The sequence below is a fragment of the Sphaerospermopsis sp. FACHB-1094 genome (genome assembly GCF_014696195.1).
Taxonomy (GTDB): Bacteria; Cyanobacteriota; Cyanobacteriia; order Cyanobacteriales; family Nostocaceae; genus Sphaerospermopsis; species Sphaerospermopsis kisseleviana.
The window spans coordinates 22,772-46,316 of the sequence record NZ_JACJPT010000035.1 but is presented as its reverse complement, the minus strand read 5'-3'; the positions used below and the strand labels follow the sequence as shown (position 1 = coordinate 46,316).

The 23,545-nt window shown below is 37.2% G+C and carries 18 protein-coding genes and 1 tRNA gene; 9 read left to right on the top strand and 10 right to left on the bottom strand.

Going from position 1 to position 23,545, the window contains the following annotated elements; genetic code table 11:
* Positions 1–138 precede the first annotated feature (138 nt).
* The 3 genes from H6F47_RS13035 to H6F47_RS13025 form a co-directional block, all read right to left on the bottom strand.
* The gene (locus H6F47_RS13035) at positions 139–3,405 is read right to left on the bottom strand and encodes a type ISP restriction/modification enzyme (protein WP_190649518.1); all 3,267 of its coding nucleotides are present in this window, start codon (positions 3,403–3,405) and stop codon (positions 139–141) included.
* Positions 3,406–3,553: 148 nt separating this feature from the next.
* Positions 3,554–3,892 carry a carbon dioxide-concentrating mechanism protein CcmK gene (locus H6F47_RS13030; RefSeq protein WP_137666218.1) on the bottom strand — a complete coding sequence of 113 codons (339 nt, stop codon included), beginning with the start codon at positions 3,890–3,892 and terminating at the stop codon, positions 3,554–3,556.
* Between the two features lie 129 nt (positions 3,893–4,021).
* Entirely contained in the window at positions 4,022–4,627 is a 606-nt protein-coding gene (locus H6F47_RS13025) for a DUF3318 domain-containing protein (RefSeq protein ID WP_137666247.1), read from the bottom strand.
* A gap of 71 nt (positions 4,628–4,698) precedes the next feature.
* Between H6F47_RS13025 and H6F47_RS13020 the strand changes: the two genes are divergently transcribed.
* Positions 4,699–4,929 carry a hypothetical protein gene (locus H6F47_RS13020; RefSeq protein ID WP_096572155.1) on the top strand — a complete coding sequence of 77 codons (231 nt, stop codon included), beginning with the start codon at positions 4,699–4,701 and terminating at the stop codon, positions 4,927–4,929.
* 400 nt (positions 4,930–5,329) lie between these two features.
* On the opposite strand, the gene H6F47_RS13015 is transcribed toward H6F47_RS13020, so the two are convergent.
* A complete protein-coding gene (locus H6F47_RS13015; protein ID WP_190649516.1) occupies positions 5,330–6,037 on the bottom strand; it encodes an N-acetylmannosamine-6-phosphate 2-epimerase in 708 nt (235 codons plus the stop codon).
* Positions 6,038–6,132: 95 nt separating this feature from the next.
* Complete coding sequence (locus H6F47_RS13010; RefSeq protein ID WP_190649514.1) at positions 6,133–8,094, bottom strand: GAF domain-containing sensor histidine kinase; 1,962 nt, start codon at positions 8,092–8,094, stop codon at positions 6,133–6,135.
* 200 nt (positions 8,095–8,294) lie between these two features.
* Between H6F47_RS13010 and cobN the strand changes: the two genes are divergently transcribed.
* Positions 8,295–12,074 carry a cobaltochelatase subunit CobN gene (gene cobN, locus H6F47_RS13005; RefSeq protein ID WP_190649512.1) on the top strand — a complete coding sequence of 1,260 codons (3,780 nt, stop codon included), beginning with the start codon at positions 8,295–8,297 and terminating at the stop codon, positions 12,072–12,074.
* Positions 12,075–12,268: 194 nt separating this feature from the next.
* On the opposite strand, the gene H6F47_RS13000 is transcribed toward cobN, so the two are convergent.
* The 4 genes from H6F47_RS13000 to lipA all read right to left on the bottom strand — a co-directional run bounded on the left by H6F47_RS13000 (position 12,269) and on the right by lipA (position 16,808).
* The gene (locus H6F47_RS13000) at positions 12,269–12,724 is read right to left on the bottom strand and encodes a transcriptional repressor (protein ID WP_096572159.1); all 456 of its coding nucleotides are present in this window, start codon (positions 12,722–12,724) and stop codon (positions 12,269–12,271) included.
* A gap of 167 nt (positions 12,725–12,891) precedes the next feature.
* Positions 12,892–14,157 carry an RNA polymerase sigma factor SigC gene (sigC, locus tag H6F47_RS12995; protein ID WP_190347496.1) on the bottom strand — a complete coding sequence of 422 codons (1,266 nt, stop codon included), beginning with the start codon at positions 14,155–14,157 and terminating at the stop codon, positions 12,892–12,894.
* Between the two features lie 738 nt (positions 14,158–14,895).
* Positions 14,896–15,819, bottom strand: coding sequence for an NAD(P)H-dependent glycerol-3-phosphate dehydrogenase (locus H6F47_RS12990; protein WP_190347495.1), 924 nt, complete (start codon positions 15,817–15,819; stop codon positions 14,896–14,898).
* Between the two features lie 119 nt (positions 15,820–15,938).
* The gene (gene lipA / locus H6F47_RS12985) at positions 15,939–16,808 is read right to left on the bottom strand and encodes a lipoyl synthase (protein WP_137666224.1); all 870 of its coding nucleotides are present in this window, start codon (positions 16,806–16,808) and stop codon (positions 15,939–15,941) included.
* 125 nt (positions 16,809–16,933) lie between these two features.
* Here lipA and H6F47_RS12980 point away from each other — a divergent pair.
* From H6F47_RS12980 to mdh, 7 genes are all read left to right on the top strand, one after another.
* Positions 16,934–17,007: transfer RNA gene (locus H6F47_RS12980), tRNA-Pro, on the top strand.
* Between the two features lie 410 nt (positions 17,008–17,417).
* Positions 17,418–17,624, top strand: coding sequence for an N-6 DNA methylase (locus H6F47_RS27920; RefSeq protein ID WP_242027392.1), 207 nt, complete (start codon positions 17,418–17,420; stop codon positions 17,622–17,624).
* Between the two features lie 188 nt (positions 17,625–17,812).
* Positions 17,813–18,115: a hypothetical protein gene (locus H6F47_RS27915; protein ID WP_242027391.1), complete on the top strand. Its 303-nt coding sequence runs from the start codon at positions 17,813–17,815 to the stop codon at positions 18,113–18,115.
* A gap of 14 nt (positions 18,116–18,129) precedes the next feature.
* Entirely contained in the window at positions 18,130–18,960 is an 831-nt protein-coding gene (locus H6F47_RS12970; RefSeq protein WP_190649509.1) for a DUF3800 domain-containing protein, read from the top strand.
* A gap of 318 nt (positions 18,961–19,278) precedes the next feature.
* The gene (locus tag H6F47_RS12965) at positions 19,279–19,791 is read left to right on the top strand and encodes a hypothetical protein (protein WP_096572167.1); all 513 of its coding nucleotides are present in this window, start codon (positions 19,279–19,281) and stop codon (positions 19,789–19,791) included.
* Positions 19,792–19,912: 121 nt separating this feature from the next.
* Positions 19,913–20,128 carry an NAD(P)H-quinone oxidoreductase subunit O gene (locus tag H6F47_RS12960; RefSeq protein ID WP_096572168.1) on the top strand — a complete coding sequence of 72 codons (216 nt, stop codon included), beginning with the start codon at positions 19,913–19,915 and terminating at the stop codon, positions 20,126–20,128.
* 498 nt (positions 20,129–20,626) lie between these two features.
* Entirely contained in the window at positions 20,627–21,610 is a 984-nt protein-coding gene (gene mdh, locus H6F47_RS12955; RefSeq protein ID WP_190347492.1) for a malate dehydrogenase, read from the top strand.
* 93 nt (positions 21,611–21,703) lie between these two features.
* Here the strand turns inward: mdh and H6F47_RS12950 are convergent, their stop codons facing one another.
* Positions 21,704–23,356, bottom strand: a complete 1,653-nt coding sequence (locus H6F47_RS12950) for a metallophosphoesterase (RefSeq protein ID WP_190649507.1) — start codon at positions 23,354–23,356, stop codon at positions 21,704–21,706.
* Positions 23,357–23,545 lie beyond the last annotated feature (189 nt).

The following is a 23,545-nucleotide window of genomic DNA, read 5'->3' as shown; positions in this document are numbered from 1 at the left end:
AATAAAAATCCTGTAAATCCTTAAATCCTGGATATCCTGATTCTGACAAAAAAATCTCTCAATCATCATCAAAAAATCCCAATAAAAATCCTGTAAATCCTCAAATCCTGGATATCCTGATTCTGACAAAAACCTCATTTACTCAATCGGAAACCCAGGAATAATTTGATCAATTTCTCCCATAATACGTAAAGTTTCAGTTAACACAACCACGATTTTTTGATAATGGATAATTTCCTCATTTGATAATTTGCGTTTAGCATTTTTTCTGTCCTTTAACCATTTATCTAAAACTTGATATCCACCAATTTTAAATTCCCAGATATGTTGAGGAATATCTGTAAAATAATTCTGTTTATTAATATAAACTCTCTGTAATTCTGAATTATAGGTGACTTCAGTAATTTGATGATCTCCTATTTCCTGATATGTTGTAATTAAGTTTTCAAGTCTCTCAGATTTCATTAAATGTAAATTCACTAATGCTTCTCCTTTAGTTACTAAAGCAGTAAATAAACTTTGATTACTGGTTAAAGGAAGACGGGGAAAATCTATTTTGAGAAATTCAGCGTATCTACTGCGATAAGTAGGACTATGAAAAATAGCGTAAGCATAGTAAAATATTTGTTCTGGTGTGGGTGTGTTACCGAGTTTATTTTTAATTGCTTCTAAAAATTGAGTAGATAAATTAGGAGTTTTTTCTACAAAAAGATTTGTTTGATCATTATCTGTATTTGGGTATGTATACAGGAGAAATAAATAATTAGTTTCTCTAGTTTTATTAGAAATAGCGCAACATTCTATAATTTGATCAGAAACACTCACTAAACTCCATTCTCCAGATTGAGACTGTTGACGACATAAAATCAAACCAATATTATTTAATTTATTTACATTTTGCATGATTTCATTTCTAGTTAACTCTACGACATCCTGATGATGATAGTAAAACCTTGTATCAAAGGGACGATAGAAACAAGTAGTAAAATAATTCATCCAATCTAGATTACTAGATAATAATTTTCTTTTGATACTAATTTTCCAATCACGAGTATCTCGCAGATCATAAATATTAACTAATATATCATCTGTTATATCTAAATTTCTAAAATCTTCTATTCTTTTACGTAATTGTTGTAAATCAAAATCTATAACAAAATGATCTCTATGAGTCTTAACACCTGTTGAATTTACAGGAAAAATATCTGTAACATTCCATCCTTCATTATATTCTGTAGCTAAATCAAAATTTTTCGGTGCAAAAAAGTAATTAGGTGCAGTAGGTTTCACCTCGATCCAATTAACATTATCTAAACTTGTAGACTCTAAAAAATTATATTTTTCCTCCCGACATCCCCACAAATCATAATAAAAAACCTGCGCTAACTCCTTCACCCCATCTCTAGACTTATAAGCATTGGAAAAATAATCAGGTGCGCTTTTTTCCCTGACAGCAATTAAAATCGCTACCCCTTGCTGAATATCAAAAACATTTTCATCAACACCCCCATCTGGTGAGGTTTCTTTTAATAAAGAATTACCATGTAAATCCATTATATATAAAGTATCAAAATATTTCAATAACTCCTCTCTCATTCCTCGATGAATCAAACCATTAATATAGGAATGATTAGTAATAAAACCGATAATTCCATAACCTTGAGGAGTTTTTTGAATTTGATATTGTGCAAACCGAATAAATTTAATATAATCATCATCTAAAGGTTGAATATTTTTCTCACCTTCTAATCTCACCCTACCTTTATATAATTCTAAAAGTTCCCCAATATGGGTTAATTCTGTAACTGTTTTTCCAGCTTTACCATTTTTCAAAACTTTATTCCACACTAAACCCGTATATTCCACATCTGCTAAATATTTCTCATCTTGATTTAAGATTCTCTTGCGTTTACTCGCATTTTGTGAACTGACAGAATAGGGAGGATTACCCAATACTACCATAATCGGAATTTCTGTTTTCACATTTGCAGCTTGACTAGATTCTTCCGCGATAATTTGGGTAATACCAGGAATTAAATCACCTTGTTTTATCCCTTCTTCCAAAGCATTAGTTAAATAGATTTTTAACCTTTCATCTGGTGCAAACTCATATTTAAAATCTGCTAATAATAAACCTAATTTTAAATGTGCTATTGTATAAGCAGTCATTAATAATTCAAATCCAAATAAACGATTTAAAACTTCTGCATCTTTTAACCACAGATTCCATCTATCAACACCATATTTAGCAACATTATCACGCATTTGTTTAATAACTGCATATAAAAATGTCCCTGTTCCCGTTGCAGGATCAAGAATTGTTACTCGTCTATTACCTAACCCGTATTCTAAATCAAAAATATTTCTATCAGTTAAAATATCATTAACTGCACGCACAATAAAATTAACTACAGGTTCAGGAGTATAATAAACACCGCGACTTTTTCTTAAAGATGCTTGATAAGCTGCTAAAAATGTTTCATAAAAATGCAAAACTGGATCTTCCGTTCGCGTTTCTCGACCAAAATTTTCTAAAATATTGGTCATATCTATTGTGTTAAATAATTCTATTAAATTTTCAATTGATTTGTGAATTTTACTAACACTATTAGCACCATTAGCATTAATTACTATATCGAAAAACCCTTTTAAAAAAGGTATTCTTTCAGTAATATAAATACTAGCATTGGTGCGGTTAAAAACAAAATCTCCTGGGTTTTGTGCATGATTATTTGCATGATTTATTTTTGCAGTAAATAAACCATAAGCGATAGTTTGGGCGTACATATCCGCAAAACTAGCGTTATCTATATCTAAAAGTAGTAATTTTTTAAATGTTTCTTTTAATTCTTTTAATTCGTCCGTAGTTGTTTCAATAATCAAAGATGATGCAATAGCATTTCTGATAGTTTTAGTATAAGTTGCCATTGCTTTAGCCAAATCATAATAGTTATTAATGTCTTTGGCTTTTTGATTAATAAATGACTGTAATAATTCTGTTATCGGTTGTAAATCATCAACCAAAGAAATTTCATTGTCTTGGATATTAGCTAATTTAGCTATTTTTTCACATTCACCATCTACATACCAACGAAAATCTAGATAATTTGTTAATATGAAATTATAACCAATATTAGATTCTAAATAGCGTTTAATTTGTTCAGATTTATCTAACTTACTAATATCAACATTAACATCCTTAGCCTCAATATATCCCACAACCCGATCATTTTTTCTAATAGTCAGGTCAGGAATACCAGCTTGATTACCTTTTTCTTCCACTATAACATTAACACCAATAATCAAACCCTCTATCAGACGTTCTAAACTAGAGTAATGACTACGTTCACCACCATGTTTAATCTTGTCTTGTAAATCTTGGATGTAATTATTAAAATCTGACATAAGTCTCTAAAAACCTCTTACCTTTGTGTACTTTGCGTCCTTTGCGGTTCAATCAAATTAAGCCTGGGATAATTTTCCATTGTTAGATAAAAATCAAATGACACATTTGGCTTATTACCATCTTATAGAATTTCTATAGTCAACCTAATTAATTACTTAATGGGGGAGGAAAACGAATATCTGTGTTAAATTGGTTAATCCTAGAACTTTGATAAATTGGTAAAACACATTCTAAATTTTCATGGGGACGGGGAATAATATGATGGGAAAGTATCTCACCACCATTCACTTTTAAAACTGATTCTAATCCTTCTGTGACTGCCATTTTCACTTCAGCCACATCACCACGAATTAAAATTGTAATTCTGCCTAAATCGGTATTTTCATAACCTACAAATGTGATTCTAGCTGCTTTACACATTGCGTCTGCTGCTTCCACTGCTGCGGGAACACCATATACTTCTATCATGCCTAATGCTAATGTCAATGTTGTTTTCCTCCTATTGTTAGCTCAAATTTTGTTAGCTCAAATTGGCGTAAACCATTAATAAAACCTCAATTCCCAAAGAATTTTCACACTGTTCCCTGTCACCTGTTCCCTGTCACCTGTTCCCTGTCACCTACTATAGTTATCTGGAATACCTACAGGTGATAAACCAGCGATCGCTCTTAAATTTTGACACCTAATTAATTCATTAAAATCTAAACCAGAACGCCCTTCAATTTTTGCTACTGTTTCAATGGCAGTTAACAAATGTTGGGCTGCTTCTGCTTCTGAATAACCCCGTCTTTGGGCGATAAAAACGGCTGTTGTATCGGCTTTTAATTGTGATGCTTGGGATTGATTGATGCGCCAGATTCGCACCCCAGCTAAAGCACTTAATCCCCCAGCTATAATTACACCTATCACATCAGACTGAGCAGCTTCCACTACTCCACCCAATAACCCTGCTAAAAACACTCCTTGATAAATGTCTGGTTGTATCCACTTCACCCCTGTTAACCAACTTACCTGATGTAACAGTAGTAAATCTCGCTGTGGTTTTGTCAAGCGTCGCCACAAATCAAAATTAATATATATTGGTCTATCCTGACTCCAGGGTAAGGGAAAAGCGGCATCTATGACTTGACTTTGTTCTGGTTTACTGACAATTTTAGTCATCATCCGCCCAGAAGCGGGCATGACATCTAACAAACGGCGAATTTCAATATTTGGCTCTATCATTTTCATTATTAGAGATAATATTATTATGTATATTAATTTACTACTAAAACTTTACTGAAAATATTTATATGGACGCTTTTGCTCCCACACCACCAGAATGGACAAATCAAGCAGTTCACGCTTATGAATTTTGCTGTCCCAAATGTCACTCTAGCAGTAGAGAAGCGGTACAAGTTTGGTTAAATCGGCGATCGCCTGTGACAACACCAGAAAATCGTCGCAAATGGCAAGAATTTTACCTGTGTCATTGTGGTTGTGCTTGGTGGGCTTGGAGTAGCGATCGCAAAGCTCCCAACTAATATCAATCACGTCTGTACGGACGTTTGCGAAGTATGCTGGAAGCATCAGCATTGGGCAATCAATGATCAATTTTTGTCTAAGGTTAAGCTGTTGTGCATTTAATTTGTATAAGTGGAACAGGCATCTTGCCTGTTAAACAAGAGTTCAGAATATTAGGATTATACAATTTAGCTGTGTAACAGCTTATTTTCCTGTAAGAGGATGTTTGAAAAGTTTTTAATGTATAAATAAACCCCTCTCCAAACCTCTCCCCGACGCGGGGAGAGGCTTTGAAACCCCCATTCCCTTGTAGGGAAGGGGGGAAGGGGGGTTAGGTTTCTAGAGATTATCGGTTTCATCTAATACTTTTCAAACAACCTCTAAGGGCGAAGCATTCGGACGATAAATTATCAATTTTTATCACAGGCTATTTTCCGAATGCTTCGCCCCTACTTCGCCCCTACTGACTTCTTCTACATAAGCTTTCACTTGCAAATCAATACCAGTAATTGCAGTACCAACTACAACTGCATCAGCACCTACTAAATTCAATGCTTTTTTTGCTTCTTTGGGGGAAGAAATACCACCTTCACAAATAACAAAGGTATCTAATTTTTCTACTATCTGTGTGAGAAGTTCCCAACCAGGAGGGGCAAAATTTTTAGTTTCCGCAGTGTACCCAAAAAGAGTAGTACCAACAATATCAGCACCTGCGTCAACAGCTAATTTTGCAGAAGTAAATGTATCCACATCTGCCATGACTGGTTTACCTAATTCTTGATGAATGCGGGTAATAATATCAATTAATTTTTCATCACCTGGACGATATCTAGTAGTGGCATCTATAGCAATAATATCAGCACCAGCTTCAGCCACTGCTACAGCATGATGAAACTGGGGGGTAATATATACATCAGAACCTGCTATTACTTGTTTCCAAAGTCCAATAATTGGTACATTGACTTTTTCCCGCACAGCTTTAATATGATTGGGTGTGTCAATTCTCACGGCTACAGCACCATTATTCACTGCGGCTTGTGCCATTGCGGCAATAATATAAGGATCATGTAATGGTGAGTCTACAGGTGCTTGACAGGAAACTATTAATCCTTTTTCTAAATTAATCATGTTTGATGTTGAGGTAATTGGTAATTGGTAATTGGTAATTGGTAATTGGAGTTTTTTGAATTACAAATTATCAATTATCAATTATCAATTATCAATTATTTTAATTGTTTTGGTATCCAAACAGTAAAAATTGAACCCATACCTACAGTTGATTCTACTTCAATTCGACCCCGATGAAGTTCTACCAGTTGTTTAGTTAAAGCTAAACCAACTCCTGTACCTTCATAGCGACGACGATAGGGAGTATCAAGTTGTTGAAATTTCTCAAACAGTAATGGTAATTTTTCTTCTGGTATACCAATTCCAGTATCTTCTACTTGAAATACAGCGGTATTTTCTTCTACCCATAGACGTAACGTGACATTACCACCTTCTGGGGTGAACTTAATAGCATTAGTTAATAAATTCCAAAGAATTTGTTCTATTCTTCCAGAATCAGCTTGAAAAATATCACTGGTAGAATTAATTTGTAAATCAAGTTTCAGGGTAACTTTTTCACTGGTTGCTTTTTCTAATAAAGAGTCTAATATCTTTTCTGCTGACTTCACTAAAGAAAATTCAGCAATATTTAATACTGTTTTCCCCGCCTCAATCTGTGATAAATCGAGGATATCATTAATCATTTCTAATAGGTGTTCTCCGCTGTCATGGATAGTTTGTAAATAATCCCGTTGTCGTTGACTTAACTCACCCAAAGGCCAGCGCAATAATGTAGAAGACATCCCAATAACATAAGTTAAAGGAGTTAATAATTCATGGCTGATAGTAGCGAGAAATTCACTTCTGAGACGACTGGCTGCTTCTGCTGCTAAAAGTGCTTCTCGCAGTGCCATTGTCCGTTCAATTACTCGTTGTTCTAAAGTTTGTTTTTCTTGAGTCAAAGTGCGTGTAGCTTCTCGCAAAGAACCCATTAATTCAGATTGATGAATAGCTATAGCTAACTGTTCTGCAACTGATGACAACAAGCTTTTTTCACTTTCACTCCAATTACGAGGAGTATGACATTGATGAGCAATTAATAAACCCCAAAGTTTATCTTCAAAAATAATCGGGGCTGCCAACTTTGCCCTAATTTTATTCTTCCTTAAAAAATTCAATAAACAATCTTCTAGGGAATAGGTTTTTTCTACATCATCTACTGCTAAAGTAAAACCTTGGTGATATTTTTCCCAAGATCCAGAATTTCGATTCAGACAGTTTTCTTCTTGCAAATTCAAAACAGAGGTAATAGAATCTTGTCCTAGAGATTCATATACTACACAACCCCCATACTGTTGACGGTCTTGTTCTGTAAGTTTAGAGTTGACTACAGTAGGTGCTAAATATTGACAGTTAAGAGATGTGTTTTGCGTATTAGCTGGAGATGATAAAAATTTATAGATGACTAATCTATCTAATTCCAAAAACTCACGGACTTGAGTAATTGCCGTGTCCATAATTACAGGCAAATCTAGACTTTTACGGATTTGCGTTGTTACCTTATTTAACAGCCGTTCTTGGGCAATTTGTTTTGTGAGAGCATCTTCTACAGGTTTACAACTAAAACCTTCCGTGAGAATGGAAATAGTAGATGTTTGTGCGTCCTTGTTAACAAGTGGGAGGAGATATTCCAATAACAATAGGGTAAATTTACTTTGCAGCGTTGCATCATTAGGAGCAAGAACTTGTTGATATTGTGTGATGTTTTTGTAAGTGTAAGAATGAGACTCAAATAAATTTCTTAAATTAGATACAAAAGCAGCGATCGCTTGGGAATTAAATGTCAAACTAGCATTTAAGCAATTTAAGGTAACATCTTCCTTGTGTGCTACCCTACTTCCCTCTTCCCCTGCCTCTATGTTGCCTAACAACAGCGCACTAAATCGCTCAGAAACTACAAGGGTAAATCGTTGTTGTTGCCACTCAACAGGAATGAGAATCCGCGCCAGCACAGCTTCTGTAAGTACCAAAGCAGCACTGCCTATTGCTTGAGCCATCTGGTGCAACAACTCGCCAAGCCGATTAAATATACTTAAAGGCAAGGTTCGAGAAAAGCTCAAATCGGGAGAACTAAGCATTTTCAAAATTCTAATGAGATGGGCGGAATACCTAAGTAGGGTAATGGGGAATGGGTAATGGGTAATGGGGTTATTTACCTCCCCAGCTTCCCATCTCCCTATCTTCCCATCGTCTTAGCCTGTTCGTAGGACTTGCAGGATTTTTCCTGGTTTTTTGTGATTGTGTACTAATCAACAGTTTAAGGTAGTAATAAAGAATTATGCATCGTATAAGTGCCACACCAGGCGGATGGAATCAGTCAGACGGTTTAGTTCTTCTGGAACAAACCCCAGCCCCTTTCGTTTTGATTACTGCTGCTGACACCGACATTCAAACTTTAGCAGCAACAGTACCAAAATTACCTGCCGAATTTCCTCAAATTAGAGTTGCTAACCTGCTGCAACTACAGCAACAAATCAGTATTGATAATTATGGCGAACAAGTTTTAGAACTTGCCCAGGTAATTGTTTTGCGCCTATTAGGAGGAAGTTCCTATTGGGCGTATGGTTTGGAAGTGGTGCAGGAAATTGCCGCAAGTAATGGCATAACTTTAATTGTAATGCCTGGAGACGACGCTCTTGATCCAGATTTAATATCAAAATCAACTATTTCTACTGAACTTGTTAACCAAGTATGGCAGTATTTCCGGGAAGGTGGTATAGAAAATTTCCTGAATGCTCTACTTTTTATCTCTGATATTTCCCTCTTAACCACATTCAACCCCCCACAACCACAACCTGTTCCCCGTGTGGGATTGTATAAAGGACAGGGAGCAGGGAGCAGGGAGCAGGGGGAAGATTTTTCCCAGTTACCCAAAATAGGTATTTTATTCTACCGCGCCCATTATTTAGCCGGAAATACAAAAGTTATTGATGCTTTATGTACTGCATTAATCAAGAAAAATTTACAACCTGTACCGATTTTTGTTTCTTCTTTACGTGAACCAGGTGTAACTGATGAGTTAATCAAGTTTTTTCAACCTGAAGATTCTCAACCTATTAGCCTGTTATTAAACACTACCAGTTTTTCTCTAGCACGTTTGGAGACGGAAACACCGCAAATTGAACTGTGGGAAAAGTTAGATGTGCCGGTGTTACAGGTGATTCTTTGTGCTAGTTCAGTGGAACAGTGGGAAGCACAGTTACAGGGTTTAACTCCCCGTGATATGGCCATGAATGTGGCTTTACCAGAGGTAGATGGGCGGATTATTACTAGGGCGGTTTCTTTTAAAAGTTGGCAAACTCGCAATGATGACTTGGAAACTGATGTAGTCGTTTATGAACCTTTGAGCGATCGCATTGATTTTGTTGCCCAACTGGCTGCAAATTGGGTCCGATTACGCCATAAAATGCCCTCAGAACGTCGTCTAGCTCTAATTTTGGCAAATTACCCCAACACCAATGGTAGGCTGGCTAATGGCGTAGGTTTGGATACTCCTGCTAGTTGTGTAGAAATCCTCAAGTCCTTAAAATCGGCTGGTTATGATGTGGAAAATATCCCCGCTGATGGTGATGAGTTAATTAAAATTTTAACTGCTGGTGTTACCAATGATCCAGAAGGAAAAGATTGGAAACGAGTAAATCAAAGTCTTTCTGTAGAAGAATATCAAGCGTATTTTGCTAGTTTACCCGCACCTGTACAACAAAGAATTATTGAACGTTGGGGAGATGGGGAGGTAAATAACCCAATCACCAATCACCAATTTCCGATTCCCGGTATTCAATTTGGTAATGTTTTTGTAGGTATTCAACCATCAAGGGGTTATGAAAATGATCCGAGTTTAAATTATCATGCACCAGATTTAGAACCAACTCACGATTATTTGGCTTTTTATTATTGGGTAAGAGAAATTTTTGGCAGTGATGCGATCATTCATGTCGGAAAACATGGCAATTTAGAATGGTTACCAGGTAAAAGTGTAGCTTTATCTAATACTTGTTATCCTGAAATAGCCTTTGGTCCCATGCCTCATTTATATCCTTTTATTGTTAATGATCCAGGTGAAGGTTCACAAGCTAAACGTCGTTCTCAAGCAGTAATCATTGACCATCTGACACCACCCATGACACGGGCGGAATTATATGGAGCATTGCAACAGGTAGAAAATTTAATTGATGAATATTACGAAGCAGAAACATTAGATCCTTCTCGTTTACCCACATTACGCGATCGCATTCAAGAATTAGTCATCAAAGAAAATCTCTACAAAGATTTAGGTATCACTGATGAAAAGGATATTGTAAACTTTGAAAGTTTAATTTTAAACTCCTTAGATGGTTATTTGTGCGAACTCAAAGAAGCACAGATCCGCGACGGTTTACACATTTTCGGACAAGTTCCCCAAGGTAGACAACTAAGAGATTTAATCATTGCGATCGCCCGCATCCCCAACCGTCATTCTATCGGAATTACCCGTGCGATCGCAGAAAATTGGGGTTTAGATTTCGATCCTTTAACAACAGAATACAGTAATAAATTTCATCCTCCTGCAACTCTCTCTGCGCCTCTGCGTCTCTGCGTGCAAATTAAATCTTGTCATACCCACGGCGATGTCATTGAACTATTAGAAGAAGAAGCCGCTTTTTTAGTCGAAAAAATCATCAATTCCCAGTCACCAGTCACCAGTCACCAGTCACCAGTCCTTAACTGGATAGAATTAAAACTTCTTCCAGCATTAAAAAACACAACCCAAGAAATTACCAACTTACTTAAAGGAATAGATGGAAAATATGTTCCTAGTGCTGCATCTGGCGCACCGACAAGAGGAAGGCCAGAAGTTCTTCCCACAGGTAAAAATTTCTATGCTGTAGATATTCGCGCTATTCCTACAGAAACCGCCTGGGATGTGGGCAGAAAAGCAGCAGAAAATCTCATTGAAACCTACACTCAAGAACATGGAGAATATCCCAAAACTCTGGGTTTATCAGTTTGGGGAACTTCTACCATGAGAACAGGAGGAGATGATATTGCGGAAGCTTTAGCTTTACTTGGTGTGCAACCGATTTGGGATGGTGCAGCTAGAAGAGTAGTAGATTTTGAAATTCTACCTTTATCAATTTTAGGTCGTCCCCGTGTTGATGTGACTTTGAGAATTTCGGGATTTTTCCGTGATGCTTTTCCTAATTTAATTGATCTATTTTCTCAAGCAGTGGCAGCGGTTGCAAGTTTAGATGAACCAGAGGAGGAAAACCCGTTAGTAGGTGCGGTAAAGCAAGATATTGATTTATGGACACAACAAGGTTTAAGTTTAGAAGTTGCCAAAGAGCGATCGCTTTATCGGGTTTTTGGTTCTAAACCCGGTGCTTATGGTGCTGGACTTCAAGGTTTAATCTCTTCCCAAAACTGGCAAACTGATCAAGATTTAGCCCAAGCTTACATCAACTGGAGTTCCTACGCTTACAAGGGAACAGAGAATAATAATACTGTCACCTCTCAAGAAGTATTTGTCGAAAGATTAAAAAAAATGCAGGTTGTTCTACATAATCAAGATAATCGAGAACATGATTTACTTGATTCTGATGACTATTATCAGTTTCAAGGTGGTTTAATTGCTGCGGTTCGTTCTCTCCAAGGCAAAAACCCCGAAACTTATTTTGGTGATAATGCTAATACATCTCAACCCAAAGTCCGTAAACTCAAAGAAGAAATTACTAGGGTTTATCGTTCCCGTGTGGTTAACCCGAAATGGATAGCAGGGGTAATGCGTCATGGTTATAAAGGCGCGTTTGAAATGGCAGCAACGGTAGATTTTTTATTTGCCTACGATGCCACCGCCCAATGTGTGGAAAATTATATGTATCAGGGAATTGTAGATAATTATTTACAAGATTCTGTAGTTTGTGAGTTTATTCACAACAAAAACCCTTGGGCTTTGCGAGATATAGCTGAAAGGTTGCTAGAAGCACACAAACGAAGTTTATGGGAAGATGTCAATTTAGAAACTTTGGAAAATTTGAGAAATTTAGTCCATGAAGCAGAAGCAGCTATAGAAGAAAATTAGTTATTGGGCATTGAACATTAGGTTATTCATCCGCCCAATCACCAATCACCAATCACTTATTGATTCCTATGCTGATTGATCAAATATTCTGACTCCTGTACAGGTGAAGCATTCGGGACATCAATTATCAATTCTCGTCCAAGGCTATTTTCCGAATGCTTCGCCCCTACGACTCCTGACTCCTGACACATTAGCTAAAGTGGCATTAATGCCCGTTGGCATTTGGGACAAACAGCATGAATAGTTAATTGACAATCTAATAAGTGATAACCTTCTTTTTGGGCTGTTTTTGCACCGATTTTCAAAATTGAATCGTTTTTGAACTCAATTGTAGTATTACAACGAACACAAATCAGATGGTGGTGATGATGGGGGTAAGGTTGGTTAATTTCATAGTGTTTATGTCCTTCACCCAACTCTAGTTCCCGTAAAATTCCCATCCTGGACATTAACTTGAGGGTGCGATAGATGGTTGATAAACTGATACCCTCACCATCACTTTCTAGGCGATGATAAAGATCCTCAGCACTTAAATGTTCACCCTGGGGAAGTTCTTGAAATATATGTAGAATTGTTTCTCGTTGAGGAGTTAAACGCCAGCCTCGGTCGTTTAGTTCTGCCTTAAGTGAACCAGTTGTGTAGACAGTCATACTAAATTTTCTCAACAAAGCCTGTTAATTGAGAATATAACAAATATTAGGAGCAATTTGCAACAATCCTAACTTATTGAGAATGTTTGTTAGTTGTTATTGGGCATGGGGTATGGGGCATTGGGTTATTCATCTTCCCAATCACCAATCACCAATCACCAATCACCCTAACTTAAAGATTCTAAATAGTCGCGGACGAGGTTACGGCGCTTGGGTTGGCGAAGTTTTTGTAAGGCTTTGGATTCTATTTGTCGTACTCTTTCTCGTGAGAGGTCTAAAGCGCGGCCTATTTCGGCTAATGAATAGGGATGTCCATCGGATAAACCAAACCGCATCAGAATCACTTCACGTTCACGGGTGGTTAAATCTGCTAGTAAATGCTGCAAATCTTTATGTAAAGATTCTCGCATTAACATTTCTTCTGGGGTAACGCTATCAGTTTCTAATAAATCTCCTAACTCGGTGTCTTTGTCTTTCCCTACTTTGGTTTCTAGTGAAACAGAACGAGGAACTCGCAACAAAACTTCCCGCACTTGGGTAGGTGTCATATCTAACTCAAGTGCTAAATCTTCTAAAGTAGGTGTACGACCTTTTTCTTGAGCAATTTTCCGTTGTGCTTTTTTGATTTTGTTGAGTTTTTCGGTAATATGAACAGGTAGGCGAATTGTCCGGCTGGAAGTAGCGATCGCTCTGGTTATTCCTTGACGTATCCACCAATAAGCATAGGTACTAAAACGATAACCCTTTGTAGGATCAAATTTCTCTACTGCTCGTTCTAATCCTAAAGTACCTTCTTGTACTAAATCTAATAATTCCAAGCCACGATTTTGATACTTTTTGGCAACAGATACTACAAGGCGCAAGTTAGCCTTGATCATGTGTTCTTTGGCTTGAAGTCCTTGAGATTGAATTTCATCAAGTTCTTCTACTGTCAACTTGGCAATTTCCGCCCAGCGTTTTTTACCTTCTGATAATGTAGGTTTAAGCTCGGATAATTCTATGCCAGCAGTTCTAGCCCATCTTTCTAATGAGGGGCGGTGTCCTAATTCAGATACTAAACGCTCCTGAACTTCTATTAAATTCAGATAAGGGGCAATTACAGCGTCACCTTGTTTTGCTGCGTTAGCAAGCACGATCCGCATCCGCAAATATCGCTGTACTTTTTGAGCTTCGGAAACTTCTTCATCCCGCCCTAACAAACGTACTCGGCCAATTTCTTGAAGGTATAAACGTACTAGGTCTGTACTACGACGGTTGGTATTATTTGCAGCCAAGTTATGAGGATCAACAGCAGCTATTTCTATATCTTGTAGTTCATCTAGGGACAAATCACCCTCATCAATATTGAGATCAGAATTTAGATCAGAGTCTAATGTTAGGTTAGACTTTTGGGAATCGTAGGCTGCATCTGTGTGAAAAGATGTTGCGGGCATAATGTCTTAATTGTGAAGGTACTAATAGATTACGGTCAGCTAAAATCGCTAAAATTACGGTCAGATCATCAACTGTTGCTATTGTTCCCGTAATTCACGATGAAATAACACAATTGAATTTTGCAGTACAATTCTTTGCAGAAGGAAGATTGTACTAATTCTGCGGGGCTGTCTGAAAAGTAGGTGGCGAATATAATTCGCTAGTACACAACTCAACTTACCCTACCTAAGCTACAACCAAAATTATTAATGGTATAAAATTAGATTCTTGAACTCACTTAGGGATACACTTTTACCGAATTTTTTTGGTGACTGTAGGTTTTTGATTGAACTCATAGACGTTTCTAGCTACAGCCAGGCTGGAAACACAGTAGCGGTATGTAGAGATGTTCTGGTGGAACTTCTCTAAGGACGAACGTCTGTATAGCAGTCAAAGCTTCTTGGTACATAGGGAAAGTAAATAAAAAGTACATCAATTGTTGACTTCATTTACCTGCTTTTTGCGGTAATCACTGACTTAGTTAACTGAGATGTTCTAGGAATATTTACGGTTATTTTCATAACTATGTACAATTCTATCCCTAGTAATTTTGCTGTTGATAAACTACATAGTTATATTTACATGATGGGGGAAGTAGTTTCCTGACGATTTAACAATTTCTTTAGTGATTATTTGGTAATTAGCAGATGTGAGTTACGAAATAATGCTTATAGTGGAGCATGGTGCAAGCCATTAATTTATTGGTGATATTCTGGCTTAGTATCTCTTAACATGAGTTCATCTAATGCCTGTTTGGGTGTAACTTGAGTTTCCAATAACCGATAAACCTGCTCAGTAATAGGCATAGTAATATTTTGCTCCTGGGATATTTGCATCAAAACTTGACAAGTGTTTACACCTTCAGCGGTTCCTGGTAAAGAGGCGAGAATTTCTGTCAGCGTTTTTCCACTGGCCAACTGATAGCCGACTTGATAATTACGGCTTAAGGGGCTGTTGCAGGTGGCTAACAAATCTCCTAGACCGGATAAACCATAAAAAGTTTCCGTTTTTGCGCCTAAAACTTTACCAATACGAATGATTTCTGTCAAGCCGCGAGTTACTAAAGCTGCTTTGGCATTAGTTCCCAAATGCAAACCATCACAGACACCAGATGCGATCGCCATCACGTTTTTGAGTGTACCACCTAGTTCCACACCTACCGGATCAGAGTTAGTATACACACGAAAACGTCCAGAAGAAAAGACTTGTTGCACGACTTGGGCAGCAGCGGTATTTTTGCTGGCTACTACGGTAGCAGCGGGTAAACCCTGAGAAATTTCTTCAGATAAATTAGGGCCTGAAAGGACAACTACTGAATGATCAGGAAATTCGGTTTGCCAAATTTGGGAAGGTGTACGGGTTGTTTTCGCATCTAAACCTTTGGTAGCGGTGACAAATATTGTCTGTGGAGATATTTGACAAGATTTAACCGATAACGCTACATCCTGTACACCTTTCATAGATATAGCGGATAGGACTATTTCGGCATTTTTAACAACATCCTCTAAGGAAAGATCACCCTGGCGTGACCATAAACGCACCTGATGATCATTTGCACGTGCTAAATTTGCCAGGGTTGTACCCCAAGCACCTGCACCTAAAATAGCGATCGTTTTGGTCATTGGTAATGGGTAATGGATAATGGGTAATTGGTAATTAGTAATTGGGGAAGAAGGGAACAGGGAACAGGGAAAGAATTTTCTCCCCAGTCACCAGTCACCAGTCACCAGTCACCAGTCCCCTATCTGGGATAACGTTTCATTAATTCCCTGACTTGTTCAGCATGATAGGAGCTTCTTGTCAAGGGGGAAGAAACAACTTGTAAAAATCCGATTTCTTCACCATAAGCTTGCCAAGCTGCAAATTGTTCAGGAGTAATAAAATCAGTAACTTGCAGATGTTTTTGACTGGGTTGGAGGTATTGCCCAATGGTCAAAATATCACATTTTACTGATCGTAAATCTTGCATGACTTGGCGAACTTCGGCATCTGTTTCACCTAAGCCGACCATGATACCAGATTTGGTATAGGTGCTAGGGCAAATTTGGTGAGTACGTTCTAACAGAACCATCGTTCTTTGATAGTCACCTTGGGGACGTACTCGACGATACAAACGTGGGACGGTTTCCGTATTATGGTTTGTGACTTCTGGTTTAGCCTGGAGTATGATTTCTAGTGCATCCCAGTTTCCGCATAAATCAGGAATTAGCACTTCAATAGTAGTTTTGGGTGATACTTCACGAACTGCGTTAATACACTTAACAAACTGGGACGCACCACCATCTACTAAATCATCTCTGTTCACGGAAGTAATCACGACGTGATTTAGCTGCATTCTGCGAACAGCCTCCGCGAGTCTTGCGGGTTCGGTGGGATCTAAGGGTTTGGGTTTTTTCTCAAAGTCAATATCACAGTAAGGACAAGCTCTGGTACAGGCTGGACCCATAATTAAAAATGTAGCAGTTCCAGCGTTGAAACATTCGCCAATGTTGGGACAGGATGCTTCTTCACAAACTGTATTCAGGGCTAAATCCCGTAAAATTTCTTTAACGTTACCAACGCGCTCCCACTGCGGTGCTTTTACCCGCAACCAGTCTGGTTTTACAGTCACAATCCGCTTTGTTTACTGAAGTTATACAACTATAATCCTAGCAAGCAAAGTCCTTTATAAAATATTTTGTTTTTTTATTTGGCTATGGTTATGATATACTAGTCTTGATAAGCATATTTTTTTTACGGGATGTAGCGCAGCTTGGTAGCGCACTTCGTTCGGGACGAAGGGGCCGCTGGTTCGAATCCAGTCATCCCGATTGTTAATTGTCACTTGCCAGATTATTTGTCCGCGTTGACAAATTGTTGTCCTTCTTGCCAAATTACTGTCCGCGTTGCCAAACTACCTAGTATACGAGAGAACAAGTTAGAACTCTCTATCGTTCTACTATAGAAATACAACAACGCTGGGCTGTTCCTGAAGAACGGGCAGAAATTATTGATTTAGTATAAACCAACCATTAAACCGCCTTATCGCTGGCGTGATTGGGCTGCTAATGAAGATTTTACCAGCGATAAGTTAAAAAGTTTCATCAATAATGATGAAGCAGTTTTACCAGATGGTAACAAAGGTGAAGGTTTACTCGCTTATTTACGAAATCTCAAAAGCAAAGCCGGTAATAAACGCGCCGATGTTATCGCTAAGGTTTTCAAAGATGTGAATAACCGCATGATTAGCGGGACTTTGCTATGGGATGTTCTGAATAAAGTAAATGAAATTCGCTTTGATAAATCGGAAGAAGTGAACCTCCTCAGCACCTTGTATGAGTCCATGCTAAAGGAAATGCGGGACGCTGCGGGAGATTCGGGAGAATTTTATACTCCTCGTCCGGTAGTGCGGTTTATGGTGCAGGTAATGAACCCACAATATGTGTAGCATGGTGGCATAATCGAGAAGAAAATCAAAATGCTTGGAAATATAATTTTAGGGAACTTTATCATCAAGCTAGAGCAGATGCACAACCTTTTTGGGATGCTGGTAATGAAGCTGAAGAAACTGCTAATAATCTGGCTAAAAATGTTAAAGAATTAACTGAAAAAATCAAAGATTTAGAAAATTCTATTTTGGATTTTTCTCCACCCAAAGAAGTTACTAAAGTTAAACAGCAGATTCAAAAAATTAAGGATGAGGTAAAACAGTTTCAAACTGAAGAACAAAATCAGCGCGAAATTGCTAAGGAACAGAAAGCGAAAGGGGACGCTATTTACTGGCCTATTTATAATCTTGATCAAAAAAATCCCACTAATCAGACGGAGTTTGAACATTTACAGCCTGAACAACTGGTAAATGATATACTGGAGAAAGATCGGCGAGTTGCTGAAATTATGTCTGAAATTAAAGCTATATTAAATCCAGATAATTTTTGATTGAATGGTGATGAATGAGTGAATTAACTGAAAAAATATCTTCGGTTCGCCATTATTTTGTGGATGAAGCAGGAGATCCTGTAATTTTTAATGGTAAAGGGAAGATCATCATTGGTTCAGATGGATGTTCTCGTTTTTTTATGCTTGGTCTATTAGATGTCACTAATCCTGAATTGTTATCTCAAGATTTGGAGAATTTAAGAGCTAATTTATTAGCTGATCCTTATTTTAAAAAAGTTCCTTCAATGCAACCTGAAAATAAAAAAACTGCTTTATGTTTTCATGCTAAAGATGATATTCCTGAAGTGAGAAGAGAAGTTTTCAATTTGTTGCAGCAACATGAACTCAAATTTTTTGCTGTGGTAAGAAATAAGGAGAAGTTACTGGAGTATATTCGACAACGTAATCAAAATGATATCTCTTATCGTTACCAACAAAATGAATTATATGATTATTTGACGCGGCGTTTATTTAAGGATCGTTTACACAAGGATGATGAATATAATATTTGCTTTGCTAGACGAGGTACTTCTGAGAGAACCGAAGCCTTCAAAGTTGCTTTAGAATCAGCTAGAGCAAAGTTCGCTGAACAATGGGGTATTACCAGTACAGCAACTATTAATATAACTGCTAACATCCCTCCTAATTGTCCAAGTTTACAAGCTGTAGATTACTTTCTGTGGGCTTTACAACGCTTGTATGAGAGAGGTGAGGATAGATATATTGAGTTTCTCTGGTCAAAATTTGCACTTGTGCATGATATTGATGACACAAGATTTGCTAGGTATGGGGTGTACTATACTCGTAAAAACCCTCTAACAGCTACAAAAATACCAGGGATATAGGATTGTTAAGACTTTGCTTGACAATCACACGGCATGAAGCCGAATTTTGTCCCTGGTTTATATATAGTATATCATTTTTAAAGCAATCGGTAAATGATATCTTAGAGGGTGTTTGAAAAGTTTTAGATGGTGACTTTATACACTTGCAGATCCCCCCTAAGCCCCCTTAATAAGGGGGGAACTAGAATCAAAGTCCCCCTTTTCAAGGGGGATTTAGGGGGATCTAAAATTTTTGATACATCATGAGGGACTTTTCAAACATCCTCTGTAAGAAATCGCACTTTGGGCTAAAATTTACCGTAGCTTAATAATATATATATGGATAAAATTCAAGTAGAAATCAAAGAACTCAACTCACAAATTCAAGCTCTCCTAAGAGAAAGGGCTGCATTAACTCAAAATAGTATAGAATCTAGTGAAAATAATACAAATTTGGCAATAGTTGAAGCTTATCGCCGTCAAGCTAGGGAAAATCCCAAAATTGCGGCAGAAATTCAAGGTATAGATAATGCGATCGCTTTTTTAGAAAAACAAAAACAACAAAAACAAGCTCAGTTAAATGGTTCACTAACTTTTTCTAAACGTCTTGCTCAACAACAACAAGAATTAGAAGCAGCGAAAAAAGTAGCCGAAATTCACGCCCAAAGGGTAAATGAACTCGCACAAGAACTAGCAGAAGAAATTAAACTACTCAAAGCTTGTGCTGATGAACTTAGCCCCATGTATTGGCAAGTGTACTATAAACCGTTCATTACCGGATTCAAAACCATTTCAGTTCCCCATGTTCGTTCTGATGGAGAAGTATGGACAATTGTCAACCGTATTGTTTAGGTATTTAATACCTTGCGTGTATCTGGGTTTCTGCTCTTTTTTAACTCAAGAAAATCTGCCTTTGATCTTCCCACAAGATAAAATTTTTAGTAAAAGCGTTGATGAATCGTCAGAGGAACTCATGGCTGTAAAAAAAGGAAATATGGTTCGTGCTGTGCGCGAGAAGTTGGAAAATAGTGTAGAAGCAAAAGCTAGTGATACTCGCTTTCCCTCCTATTTATTTGATAGTCCAGGGGAAATAGTAGATATTAAAGGTGATTATGCTTTGGTGAAGTTCGGAAAAGTACCAACTCCCAATATTTGGTTAAAATTAGAACAATTGGAAGAGTTTGCATAACAAAGGTTGTGCTTTAGTGTACAATTCCCGCAAGGAACTTAAGTTCCTTGCTAATAGCTGAAGTCATCTAAAGATGACTAAATAATTGGGAGTTTCCCAAATTTGTAAATTTATTTCTATCCAAGGAAATAAAATAATCCAAGGAACTGGATATGATTGAACCGCAAAGGGCGCAAAGGACACAAAGGTAAAAGAATTTAAGAGATTTTTTGGTTTTGCTGTGGTGATTTTTTTCCAAATTGGGATGCTCCAAATTAAATTAGAAATTAAATTTCTAACTTCAGTGGATATCAATATCTACTAATCTACTCTACTATCAATACTGTTCGGTTAAGGATTTTTGTAGGTTGGGTTGAACAAAGTAAAACCCAAGAAATGTCTATAAATGTTGGGTTTCGTTCCTCAACCCAACCTACAGAATTTTATTTTTTGGGCTTAACCGAAAAGTATTGACTCTACTATTAGTCAGGAATTGCAATTGTCAAGAAAATATTTCTTATGTCTGATTTACCTTCTTCCCCTGTTTTCTGTAAATCTCCCCGTGTGACTATTGTGGGTGCGGGTAGAGTTGGTAGCACTTTAGCCCAACGCATCGCGGAGAAAAATTTGGCCGATGTAGTATTGTTAGATATTGTCGAAGGAATGCCCCAAGGTTTAGCTTTAGATTTGTTAGAAGCGAGGGGATTAGAATTACATAATCGGCAAATTAGCGGTACTAATAATTATGCAGATACGGCTAATTCTAATATTGTTGTCATTACCGCTGGTTTTCCCCGCAAACCGGGAATGAGTAGGGATGATTTGCTAAAAATCAATGCCAAAATTGTGGTTGAAGCGGCAAAAAATGCGATCGCCCATTCTCCCCATGCTATTTTTATTGTCGTCACAAATCCTTTAGATGTGATGACTTATTTAACTTGGCAAGTTACAGGTTTACCCAGAAATCAAATCATGGGAATGGCTGGAGTTTTAGACTCAGCAAGATTTGAAACTTTCATTGCTTTAGAATTAGGGGTTTTACCTGCGGATGTCAAAGCAATGGTTTTAGGAAGTCACGGTGATTTAATGGTTCCTTTAGCCCGTTATGCTACTGTTAATGGTATTCCGATTACAGAATTATTAGATGCAGAAAAAATTGAACAGTTAGTACAAAGAACACGCAATGGCGGCGCAGAAATTGTGGAATTAATGCACACAGGCGGCGCGTTTTTTGCTCCTGCTTCTGCCACTTCTTTGATGGTAGAATCTATTTTATTAAATCAGTCTCGCTTATTACCAGTTGCAGCTTATTTACAAGGTGAATATGGTTTAAATGATGTAGTGATTGGTGTTCCTTGTCGTTTAGGATGTGGTGGAGTCGAGAGTATTTTAGAATTGACTCTCAACGATACAGAAAAAGCAGCTTTACAAACTTCAGCTAATTCTGTAAGTAATAATATCAAAAGAGCGCAAGAAATTTTATCTAATATAGGTGATTGGTGACTGGTGATTGGTGACTGGTGATTGGTGACTAGTGACTGGTGACTGGTGACTGGGTAATAAATTTGATGTTTCCCTATCAACTATCAACTATTATCAATTACCAATCACAAATTGATCAAATTTTACAACTTGCGAATCAGGTTTTTTGGTATTAAAGCGATAACTACTAATAGTACCTGTTCCCGTGTCGAAAATGCTGAAAACTGTAATCTCATTACTAGCAATATAAGGTAAAGGTTGACCATCTTCTCCTAATAATGGAGAAATCGTTGGTATAACTGGTTCTAAACCATTAGGATCACCAATTCTAGTATAATTATCTTCTGAATAATTTACAGGAATATATCGCTTTCTTTCACCCCAAGCAGCACCATAGGAATTACCAACATTAGAAGTTTCTAAAAAGTGCATTCCACTAGAACTAACAAACCTATTCCATAAATGGGAATGTCCATAAAATACTAACTGCACTTTAGCAGCTTCTAATAAAGGAATCACATCACGAATAATGTAATCTGCATTTTTGGGATATTCGTAATTTACAGATTTAATATTTCCTGTTTGATCTTTTTCAATAATCTGTAAAGGATTAGTGTAAGCTGGAACAATATTATCACCCAACGTATGAGGAGGATGATGGAACATAACCACCTTATATTTTGCCTGTTGAAATTCAGGACTTTTTAATTCTTCCTGCAACCAATTATATTGATCACTTCCTTTAAAAATAGGTTCAAAAATTAACTGTCCATAACCCCAATTTTCAGGATTATTCAAATCTGTTTCTGGTTCTATATATCTACCTTTTCTCTCTGAATTTAATTGAGGATGTCGCCACATATTAGTAATATACAAAACCACCAAACGGACATTACCAAAAGTCACAGCGTAATAGGTTTTTCCTCCTGATTTAGTTTCAGGTAAAGTAAAAATTTCCTCGTAAGTGATAGTATTAAAAGAATTATCTATTAAAGATTTTTGACCATACAAATTTTCAGCTACTTCACGGGGAACAGTATCATTAAATTCATCATTTAAACTCTTTTTTCTCTGATATCTTCCCATGACTTCATGATTACCAATACAAGGAAACATAGGGGCATTTTGAATAATTTTCCCACCAGTGTAAGTAACCTTGACACCATCATTAGATTCCATTGTATAATTACCACGACCTTGTAAACCTGGAAATAAAGCATTTCCGCGATTATCATCAAACCATTCAGAAGAACGATCTGGAACATTAATTAAATCTCCAGCAAACCATACACCGTCAACTCTCCCCACAGTTTCCACAACTTTTTGTAAATTTGCTGCTGTCATTGGTTTTAATTGATGATCAGATGTGAGGAGAACTTTTAACGGTGTACCGGGTTTTGGAGTAGGTGCAAGAGTAAAAACCTCACTATTAACCTTTTTCCCATCTTCTCGTATACTGGTGACAAAATAGGGAACTCGCAGATTAGGAGTTAAACCAGTAACTTCAGCTTCATGTCGCCAAATATCTCTTTTTACAGGTTGTTGATAAACTTGCCCATTTGCCTTTTGATCTGCTACTCTTGACTCTTGATCTTCCCGAACACGACTAAGTTTAGTAGTTTTTGCAATTGAATTTCTATCAAATTTATCACCGTAAACAACCAAATGTTTATCACCGGCAAACTCAGTAAACCAAACTACACGCACAGAATTTTCTGTTGGTAGTTGTAAAAATGGATCTGTTAATAGTTGTGGTGGTGATATCATAGTTGCTTATCCCAAATAACTTACACTTACTACCGTCAAACATATTACCAGAAAAAGTACAATATTTAGGGTATTCTTCATGTGCTTATTCCAAAAACTGAACTCCTACCTTCAAACGGAAAGAAGACTTCTTTTCTTCCTTTGTGTACTTTGCGTACTTTGCGGTTAGTTTAATCAATATCAAAAGCA